The sequence below is a fragment of the Streptomyces albicerus genome (assembly GCF_008905045.1).
Classification (GTDB): Bacteria; Actinomycetota; Actinomycetes; order Streptomycetales; family Streptomycetaceae; genus Streptomyces; species Streptomyces albicerus.
Genome location: NZ_VWMY01000093.1, coordinates 25,581 through 34,063 on the forward strand (window position 1 = coordinate 25,581; position 8,483 = coordinate 34,063).

General features: G+C 68.7%; 9 protein-coding genes and 1 pseudogene. 6 read left to right on the forward strand and 4 right to left on the reverse strand.

What is annotated here, in order from left to right:
• Positions 1–135: 135 nt before the first annotated feature.
• Positions 136–717 (forward strand): MGH1-like glycoside hydrolase domain-containing protein, encoded by a 582-nt coding sequence (locus GAS53_RS58650; RefSeq protein ID WP_225859581.1) that lies wholly within the window; start codon positions 136–138, stop codon positions 715–717.
• Between the two features lie 77 nt (positions 718–794).
• Here the strand turns inward: GAS53_RS58650 and GAS53_RS48160 are convergent, their stop codons facing one another.
• Genes GAS53_RS48160 through GAS53_RS48170 form a run of 3 tightly spaced genes read right to left on the reverse strand, consistent with a single transcriptional unit; the run spans position 795 to position 2,668 of the window.
• On the reverse strand, positions 795–1,217 hold the full coding sequence (locus tag GAS53_RS48160) for a hypothetical protein (protein ID WP_151484124.1): 423 nt from the start codon (positions 1,215–1,217) through the stop codon (positions 795–797).
• Entirely contained in the window at positions 1,214–2,044 is an 831-nt protein-coding gene (locus GAS53_RS48165; RefSeq protein WP_151484125.1) for an IS5 family transposase, read from the reverse strand. The genes GAS53_RS48160 and GAS53_RS48165 overlap by 4 nt, the downstream gene beginning before the upstream one ends.
• A 60-nt stretch (positions 2,045–2,104) precedes the next feature.
• Complete coding sequence (locus GAS53_RS48170) at positions 2,105–2,668, reverse strand: NTP transferase domain-containing protein (protein WP_151484126.1); 564 nt, start codon at positions 2,666–2,668, stop codon at positions 2,105–2,107.
• A gap of 556 nt (positions 2,669–3,224) precedes the next feature.
• Between GAS53_RS48170 and GAS53_RS48175 the strand changes: the two genes are divergently transcribed.
• The 3 genes and pseudogenes from GAS53_RS48175 to GAS53_RS48185 all read left to right on the forward strand — a co-directional run bounded on the left by GAS53_RS48175 (position 3,225) and on the right by GAS53_RS48185 (position 5,305).
• Entirely contained in the window at positions 3,225–4,493 is a 1,269-nt protein-coding gene (locus GAS53_RS48175; protein WP_225859576.1) for an MFS transporter, read from the forward strand.
• Between the two features lie 112 nt (positions 4,494–4,605).
• Positions 4,606–4,995 (forward strand): annotated as a pseudogene (locus GAS53_RS48180) (VOC family protein).
• A gap of 91 nt (positions 4,996–5,086) precedes the next feature.
• Positions 5,087–5,305, forward strand: coding sequence for a hypothetical protein (locus GAS53_RS48185; protein WP_225859577.1), 219 nt, complete (start codon positions 5,087–5,089; stop codon positions 5,303–5,305).
• A 73-nt stretch (positions 5,306–5,378) separates the two neighbouring features.
• On the opposite strand, the gene GAS53_RS48190 is transcribed toward GAS53_RS48185, so the two are convergent.
• Positions 5,379–6,344 carry an SDR family NAD(P)-dependent oxidoreductase gene (locus GAS53_RS48190; protein WP_192583616.1) on the reverse strand — a complete coding sequence of 322 codons (966 nt, stop codon included), beginning with the start codon at positions 6,342–6,344 and terminating at the stop codon, positions 5,379–5,381.
• 319 nt (positions 6,345–6,663) lie between these two features.
• Between GAS53_RS48190 and GAS53_RS48195 the strand changes: the two genes are divergently transcribed.
• Entirely contained in the window at positions 6,664–7,512 is an 849-nt protein-coding gene (locus GAS53_RS48195) for a helix-turn-helix transcriptional regulator (protein WP_151484128.1), read from the forward strand.
• Between the two features lie 193 nt (positions 7,513–7,705).
• A complete protein-coding gene (locus tag GAS53_RS48200) occupies positions 7,706–8,356 on the forward strand; it encodes a hypothetical protein (RefSeq protein ID WP_151484129.1) in 651 nt (216 codons plus the stop codon).
• Positions 8,357–8,483 lie beyond the last annotated feature (127 nt).

Consider the following 8,483-nt stretch of genomic DNA (forward strand, 5'->3'; position numbering starts at 1 on the left):
CCGTGCACTACGCCAACGGCACCACCGGCACGTCGACCCACAAACTCATCGTCAACGACGACACCGCCAACCCGATCACCGTCAGCTACGCCCCCCGGGGCCTGGCAGAAGTTCTCGGAGTCGCAGGCCGTCACCGTGCAGGTCCCCCTGAAGGCCGGCGCCAACACCCTGAAGTTCGCCAAGGACACCAGTTTCACCGAGCTCGACCGGATCACCGCGAACCCGTACTTCAACTACCAGGCGATACCCGCCGAGCAGAAGCGCGACGACGCCAACTGCTGCCACTGGAACGGCCCGAGCTGGCCGTACCAGACCAGCCAGAGCCTGACGGGGCTCGCCAACCTGCTCCAGGACTATCCCTCGCAGAGCTTCGTCACCAAGGCCGACTACCAGACGATGCTGGCGCAGTTCGCCGACCTCCAGCACAAGGACGGCAAGCCCTACGTCGCCGAGGCAGCCAACGGTGACACCGGCGAGTGGATCTACGATGGGTTCAACTTCAGTGAGCATTACAACCACTCCAGCTTCAACGACCTGGTGCTCACCGGCCTGCTGGGCATCAAGCCGCAGGCGGGCAACACGCTGGTGCTCAAGCCGCTGATCCCGGCCGGCTGGGACTACTTCGCGGTGGAGAACGTGCCCTACCGGGGGCGCCAACAGCATCTGTACGTGCTGTGGCCCTCGAAGTCGGCCCTGGCTTCGAAGTGGCAGGCATGAGAGGGCGGTATGAGACTTGATGCCCGATTCTTCATTTCGTCCGGGGTGAGCGGGCAGGTCGCGGCTGCGCCGGAAGGCTATGGCCGGGGCTGGGTGAACAAGCCCTGCTCGGTCTCGGTCAGGATCCCGCGGTCGGTCAGCCGCTTGAGCTTCAAGCGGATGTTGTTGATGTTGTTGGGCGCGACCGTCAGGTCCATCGCCTCGCAGACCTGCCGCGCCCGCAGCGGATGGCGGGCCGCGGTAAAAACGGCCATGATCTGCTGGTAGGCCGGATGGTCCGGCAGTTTCGGTGCCAGCGCCGCGGATGGTTGAGGGTCGGGCAGTTCCAGCAGTGTCTTGCGGGTGATCCGGACTTCCTCGGCGGCCCGGTCGAGTTCGCCGAGCTGTGTGGTCAGCTGCGCGATCTGTTCCCTCGCCGCCTCGGCCTGCGAGATGATCTCTCCTTCCCGCTCCTCCAGCCGGGCCAGCACCGCCCCGAGCGTCAGCTCCCCGCCGCTCATGCGGTGCGCCAGGCCGGCGTGGTCGCCCCGGTCAACCGGCGCACTATCACCGCGGTCATCGCCCAGTACACCCGCGACTCCGAACTGCGGGGCCGGTGTTCGTAGTCGCGCACCAGCCTGCGGGACAACATCAAGATCCCGTAGGCGCGCTCCACGACCCACCGCCTGGCCTGGGGAACGAACCCGCTCTGTGCGGGGTTGCGCTCCACGACCTCCACCGCAATGCCCACCTTCTGCCCGTGCGCGACGACCGCATTCTTGAAGCCCTGGTCGACCAGGGCCTTCTCCACGGCGTCGGTGTCGGCGGCGACCTTGTCCAGCAGCGCGATCCCGACGGCGTTCTCGTGCGCCGACGCGGCCGCCACGACCACCGCGATCACCAGTCCCAGAACGTCAACGGCCAGGCCGCGCTTGCGGCCCGGTACTTTTTTTGCCGCATCACGCCCCGTCGACCCAGCGGGCACTCCGGCCGCCGCGTGCACGCTCTGCGTATCGAGCACCACCAGACTCGGGTCCGCCTTCCGGCCCATCGTCTCCCGCACCTGCCAGCGCAGCAGGTCGTGAATGGTCTGGTCGGTGCCGTCGTCGCGCCAGATGTAGAAGTAGTACTTCACCGCGCCGGGCGGCGGGAATTCGTGCGGGAGCAGGTCCCACTGACAGCCTGAACGGCCCTCGTAGAGCAGCGCGTTGACGATCTCCCGCATCTCGTACCGGCCCTGATGGCCGCTGACCGAGGGATGCGCACCCTTCCACGCGATGATCACCGGCTCGACCAGCGCCCACTGCTCATCGCTCAGGTCGGTCTTGTAGGACTTGCGCTCGCTCACGGAGACCAGCCCAACATGCCCATGGCCGCCGACCGGCCGGGATGCCGCACTGCCACACATTCAGGTGACGACAAAACTCCTATGCACTCTCATACCGCCCTCTGAGACAGCAGCGAGAGCGGTTTGGCGCTCTCCATCAATCTCGCTATAGCGATCTCGGAGCCCTCTCACAAAGGGGTCGTCTGGGTCGCTGTCCTCGACTTGCCGCAGGATGTTTGCCTTGCCCGCCGTGACGGGCCGTCCGTCGGTTGCCCACTGCTGCAGCATGGGGGGCAACAGCCGGCTGTAGTCCAGCAGGACGTTCCCGGCGATGATCAGGATGGGGGCGGGCAGGCGCTCGGCGAGCTGGAGCACTCCCACAGCCCCGGGCGCGAACTCAGCAACTGCCCGAATCCGGGCGTCGACGCGCGTGTGCCAGTCGGGAACAGCGGCCGCAACGTCCGTGCCGCGGTGGCCGGTGAGTAGGACAACGGGTGCCGGGGCCGGGACGGCGGCGCAGACCTGGGTGAGGACCAGTTCCAGCAGCGGCGTTCCGCACACCTCGGACATGGTTTTCTGCCGGTGCGCAGCGGCCTTCCCCATGCGGGTGCCCAGTCCTCCGCAGAGCACGATGACTGAGGTCACAGGTCACTCCTCGCACTGGGGCAGGACGTGAGAGGCCAGCCACTCCAACAGGTGCAGGTCCTCGGTGCATACGCTCAGGTAGTCGATCCCCGCGTCTGCGCGCCGACCGAGGGCGTCTGCGACCTGGCCGGGGCTGCCGCCCACGGTCCACCAGTCGCCATCGGGGTTGGGTGTAGCTCTTCCTGAGTGAGATCGCTGGCCGGGCCAGGAGTTCGTAGTTGTGCTGGTCAGTGCGGGGTAGAGCCGTCCGCGTTGCTTCTGGGTGTGGAAGATCCAGTATTCGGGGAAGTCGCCGTTGCTGACGAGGGCGCGGAGGGTGAGGACGGCCTCAGCGCCGGGGACGCTCCTCCCTTGTTCGTTTCTGCGGGCCGTTCCTCTAGGCTCAAGGAGGTCATCAACTACCGCATGACATCTGCCCGGTGACGAAGTCGGCGTGGGGTGCGCGTCCCCGCTCCACGCCGCCACTGGACGGCTTCAGGCGCAGCCACGGGTCGGCACATCCGGACGCCGACGACCTCGTGTGGCGCGCCCCGCCGGGCGGCGAAAGGGATGCGTCGTGCCTTCGGCGTCGGCGAACTACCGCACCCTGCTGCGCACTTCGGGTGCCGCGGCCTTCTTTCTTCCCGCCGCTGTCGGGCGTCTGGGCATCGCCATGACGGGGATCGGCATCGTCTGGCTGGTGCACGCCCGAACCGGGTCGTATGCCGCCGCGGGTCTCGTCACCGGCGGGTTCGCTGTCGCGGACGCCGTCGCCGGGCCCCAGATCGGCCGCCTTGTCGACCGGTTCGGGCAGACGCGGGTGCTTCCCTACGCGCTGGGCGCACACGCCGGGGCCGTGGCGCTGCTGCTCGCCGGCGCCGTTCCGGACCTCGTCGCCGGAGTGCTCGTCGGGGCAACGCTGCCCCAGCTCAGTGCCCTGTCCGCCGCTCGCTGGTCCGCCCTGCTGTCCGGTGAACGGGCTGCCGCGCTGCCCACCGCCTTCGCCCTGGAGGCTCTCACCAACGGCGCGTCCTACATGGCCGGCCCGGCCCTGGTGAGCGTCCTCGGTGCGGCGGGCCGCCCGGGAGCCGGGGTGCTGCTCGCCGCCGCGCTCGTCGTCGGCGGCGGGCTCGCCCTCGCCGCCCAGCGCCGCACCGTGCCGCCCCTCACCGGCCACGCCGAACGCCGGCACGCCGGACGCGCCCTGCTCCGCTCCGCGTTCCTGCGGCAGGTCGCGCTCGGCCTCGCGCTCGGGGTGTTCTTCGGCGCGATGCAGGTGTCCGTCGCCGCGTACGCCGTCGGACGCGGCACGCCGGACGCGGCAGCGCTGCTCTATGTCGCCTTCAACTGCACCAATCTGGTGGGTGGTTGGGTCTACGGAGCATGGCGCCACGGCGGCTCACCCCGGCGCCGACAGGCGGCAGCCGCCGCCTGCCTCACCCTCGCGAGCCTCCCGCTGACCTTCCTCGACGCGCCCCTCGCGGTCGGCGCCACCCTCGCCCTGACCGGACTCGCCGTGCCGGTCCTGCTGATCCTGGCCTCCGTCCTCACGGAGTCGGCGGTCCCGCGCGCCGTCCTCACCCAGGCGTTCACCTGGGGCAACTCCGCAAGCGCGGCAGGAATAGCGGGCGCCGCGGCGATCGCGGGGCGGGTGGTGGACGCGGGCGGCGCGCACGGCGGGTTCGGTGTGGCGGCGGGGGCCGCGGTGGTGATGACGGTCCTGGCGCTCGGCGGTCCGCGGGGCTCGTCACCGGACATGCCGAAGTCGTCCGCGCCCGAGGAAACCACGGCACCGAACCCGCCGGCCACACCGCGGGATTCGTCCACGAACCGCAAGGCACCCTGAACTCCATGACCCGCAACGGGTGTCCCGCCCCTGTCGGACGTGAAGCACGTGCCAGTTCCCCTCGCCAGAGCAGCTCCTGAGCGGCTCCGGGCCCGCTTGAGAGGATCGAGGCATGGCGGACTCACCTATGCAGATCAATGCCCTGATCGTCGATGCCGCAGAACCCGAGCGGCTCGCTGCGTTCTGGTCTGAATTGCTCGGCAGGCCGGTCGTGGGCCGTATGGGCCCCTACGTCTGGCTGCGGCGGGAGAACGATCTGGGGCTTGGCTTTCAGTAAACCGCCGAGCCCAAGTTGGGCAAGAACCGGATGCACTTCGACATCGCCTCTCCCGATCCCGCCGCCGAGCAGCAGCGGGTCGAGACGCTTGGTGGGCGCAGGCTGGACCAGTACACCGGTGGTGGGTTCCTGGTGATGGCAGACCCCGAGGGCAATGAGTTCTGCATCATCCCCGAGGGCCCCTTCGAGCTCGACGACGAGGGGCGCGCGAACTACCTCGGCTGACGATCAAACTACGAACTACTGGCCTGACCGGCGATCTCACTCAGGAAGAGCTACACCCATCGGGGTTCGTGGGCGGGTCTGTGCTGAGATCGTGGATCTGGGCCAGCTCAACCGAGCCCTCCACACGATCACGCTGATCAGGATGCGTCTCGACCCTTCCACCAAGACCTACGTCGCCCGCCGCACCAGCGAAGGCAAGAGCTCCCGCGACGCACAGCGCTGCCTCAAACGCGTCATCTGCCGCCACCTCTTCAAGATGCTCGAACGAAGGAGCCACCCGAGCGCCGACGAACTCGACCAAACTGCTTGACACGACATAGCAGCCTCGGGGGGGGCGGCTACAGGCGCCATCCGCTCGACAGGCGACAGAGTTGCGGAGCCGCCTACCGGAGCTGCGTCGGCTCTTCGTCGTCGGTCAGGTGGACGAGGCGCTTGGAGTCGTCCCACAGATGCGCCGCGCGCCGTTCGTCGTAGGAGAGCCGCGCGGAGCGCACGGCCGAAAGGGCCCTGTCGTGGGCCTGGAAGTACGTGCCGGATGCCTGCGCATAGCCGGGGTCGGCGGCGAGTGCCGCCAGCGAAGCCCCTGAGAACTCCGCGTCCGAGGTGATGACGCCTATGCGCTTGGAGACCCACTTCATGGCCGCCGTGTTCGAAACCCATTGCACTGGCCTCGGCATGTCGCGGAGGAATCCGGTCTCGGGCACGGATCCCGGATCGAAGGCGATCGAGGACACCGAACTGTGGGCCCTGCGAAGCCGGCGGTCCAGCTCGTAGGCGTACATCACGGTGCACAGCTTCGAGGTGGAGTAGCGCTTGCCGACAGGCAGTGCCTTGCCGCCGCCCTTTCCATTGGTGGCCAGCGCGACGGCGTCCGGCTCCACGGCGGCACCGACCAGGCGGCCGTCCATCGAGTCCGGGTCGTGGGTGCCGCTGGCGGTGTAGACGACGCGGCCCTTCTCGGAAAGGCTCGGGAACAGCAGCTCGACGAGGAGGAAGTGGCCCAGGCAGTTGGTCGCGAAGGTCGTCTCGTACCCGTCGGGGCTGTACGAGATGTCGCCGTCGAAGCGACCGCCGGCATTGCAGACGATCGCGTCGAGCCCGGAGACCTCACCGGAGTCGAGCATCGTGCGGAACCGCGTGGCGGCCGCCCTGACCGAGGCGAGCGACGAGGTGTCGAGCGTCAGCGTCGTCACCGACACGCCGTGCTGCGCGCTCAGCTCGTCGGCGACCGGTCGCATGCGCTCCACGCTGCGGCCCGCGAGGACGAGGTCGATGTGCTGCGCGGCGAGCACCCGCGCCGCGGCGAGACCGATGCCCGAGTGGCCGCCGGTGATCAGGATCGAAGTCATGGCCGTTCCTCCTGGTTTTCTGGTTTTCGATGTTGTTGATGACGGGAGCCGGCGCGGGGCCGCCGTCCCTGCGGAGTGAGAGACCCGCATGCCATGCCGGCACCGCGTGTTCGACGGGGCGGGTGGCAGGCTCGGAGGACGAAGACCCCGTGGCCCCCGGCCGGCGGGGCACCACGGCCGTCTCTCCGCTCTCACTGCCCGGGCGGATCTGCGAACCCGGCCAGGTCAGGATCACCGACCGGGTGGTGTCTCAGCCAGGGACAAGCTGTCCGCGGCTGGCGACTATCCGGAACGGGCGGGGCGGGGGTCTACTGGAGACATGATCGACCGTCCTGGCTTTGCTGATTTCCTCCGCCGTCGCCGGGAGCTGCTGCGCCCGGCCGACATAGGTCTGCTCGAGGGTGTGCGGCGGCGTACGCCGGGTCTGCGGCGCGACGAGGTGGCCCAGCTGGCGAACATCTCCACGGACTACTACGCCCGGCTGGAACAGTGCCGCGGCGCGAACCCCTCCGAGACCATCGTGGCGTCGCTGGCCCGTGCGCTGCGCTGCGATCCCGACGAGCGTGACCACCTGTACCATCTGGCCGGATTCTCGGCCCCGGCCCGCTACTCGGGTGGGTACGTGCGGCCCGGGGTAATGAGTCTGCTGGACCGGCTCGGCGACATCCCGGCATTTGTCGTCAGCGATCTGGGCGAGGTGCTGTGGCAGAACATCGTTGCCGAGATCACCCTGGGGTGGACCGCTGGGCGCCACGCCGATCACTCGGCGAACATCGTTTGGCGGTGGTTCACCGAGCCGGCCCTGCGCACCTGCTTCCCGGAGGAGGACTGGCCACGGCATTCGCTCGCGCACGTCAGCGATCTGCGGGCGACCTCCGCGCGGCGCGGGGGTGATGCCGACGTCACCGACCTGGTCCACGGCCTGCTGGAGCGCAGCGAGGAGTTCCGTGCTCTGTGGGAACGCCACGAGGTGGCGGTGCACCGCTTCGACCGGAAGAGGTTCCTGCACCCCGAGGTCGGCGTCCTGCACCTGACCTGCGAGGTCCTGCTCTCGCCCGAGGCGGACACCAAGGTTCTGGCGTTCTTCCCGACCGAGGGCACCGACGCACGCGAGAAGCTCGCACTGCTGCGGACGATCGGGACGCAGAACTTCCAGGCGACCCAGTGACCCGGTAGCCCGGTGACCCGTCACACCGTCCACGCGCCGAGGGCAGCCCCCGCGGAGCCGGGGACAGGGTGGTCCTGGTTCCCCCCGAGACGCCTCACGCTGGTCATGTACGCCGATCCCACGCTAGGTGCGGGGATCCGCCGTTCCCGCTGACCTGCCGGGTCGGCGCGACGGCCCGAGGAAGAGAGTGAACATGACCGAAGCACGGATACCGGTCTTTTCCACGATCGAGCGCGACCGCCGATGGAACCTGGCGAGGGACTTCATGGCCCGCGAGGGCCTCGATGCGCTGCTGGTCTTCGGCGAGCACGAGGACGCGGGCCCCGCGCCGGTCGCCTACGACACCTGGTTCACCAACGGCCGGGTCGGCACGACGGTTGTCTTCCCCAGGACCGGTGAGCCGGTCTCCCTGCTGCCGGGGCCCATGTTCGTCATGGACCACCTGGAGTCCCGCCGACGCGGAGACACCCCGTGGATCCCCCCGCACCACCTGCGCGGCACCCGTCATTCCGGCACGATCATCGAAACACTCGACGAGCTGAGTCTGGCCGAGGCGGTCATCGGCGTTATCGGCCTCGGCTCCCACATGCCGTGGCATCCCGAGGGAATCATCCCCTACGGCCTCTGGAACAACGTCCTGTCCCGCTTTCCCGACGCCGTCTTCGAGCCGGTCGATCTCCCCTTCGGCCAACTCGTCATGCCGCTCGGCGAGGAGGAGATCGCCGTACTGCGGCACTCGGCCAGGATCGGTGACGCCATGGTCGAGGCCATGGTGGCGACGGCCGCGCCCGGTGTTCCGGAGAGCCGGGTGTACGCGGCGGGTATGTGTGACCAGGATCGGTAGTTGACACTAGGCCACGTTCGCAACCTGCGCTGATGCCAACTACTGACCTTGTTGGCGTGATGTCGTGGCTGACAAGTGGTAGTTGGCGCGGTAGGCCGGTTGCATGAGATATCCGCAAGGAGGCGGG

Bases quoted from the DNA above. Each gene is read 5' to 3' on its own strand.
- GAS53_RS48160 (WP_151484124.1), bottom strand. From the start codon at position 1,217: ATGAGCGGCGGGGAGCTGACGCTCGGGGCGGTGCTGGCCCGGCTGGAG.
- GAS53_RS48190 (WP_192583616.1), bottom strand. From the start codon at position 6,344: ATGACTTCGATCCTGATCACCGGCGGCCACTCGGGCATCGGTCTCGCC.
- GAS53_RS48195 (WP_151484128.1), top strand. From the start codon at position 6,664: ATGATCGACCGTCCTGGCTTTGCTGATTTCCTCCGCCGTCGCCGGGAG.
- GAS53_RS48200 (WP_151484129.1), top strand. From the start codon at position 7,706: ATGACCGAAGCACGGATACCGGTCTTTTCCACGATCGAGCGCGACCGC.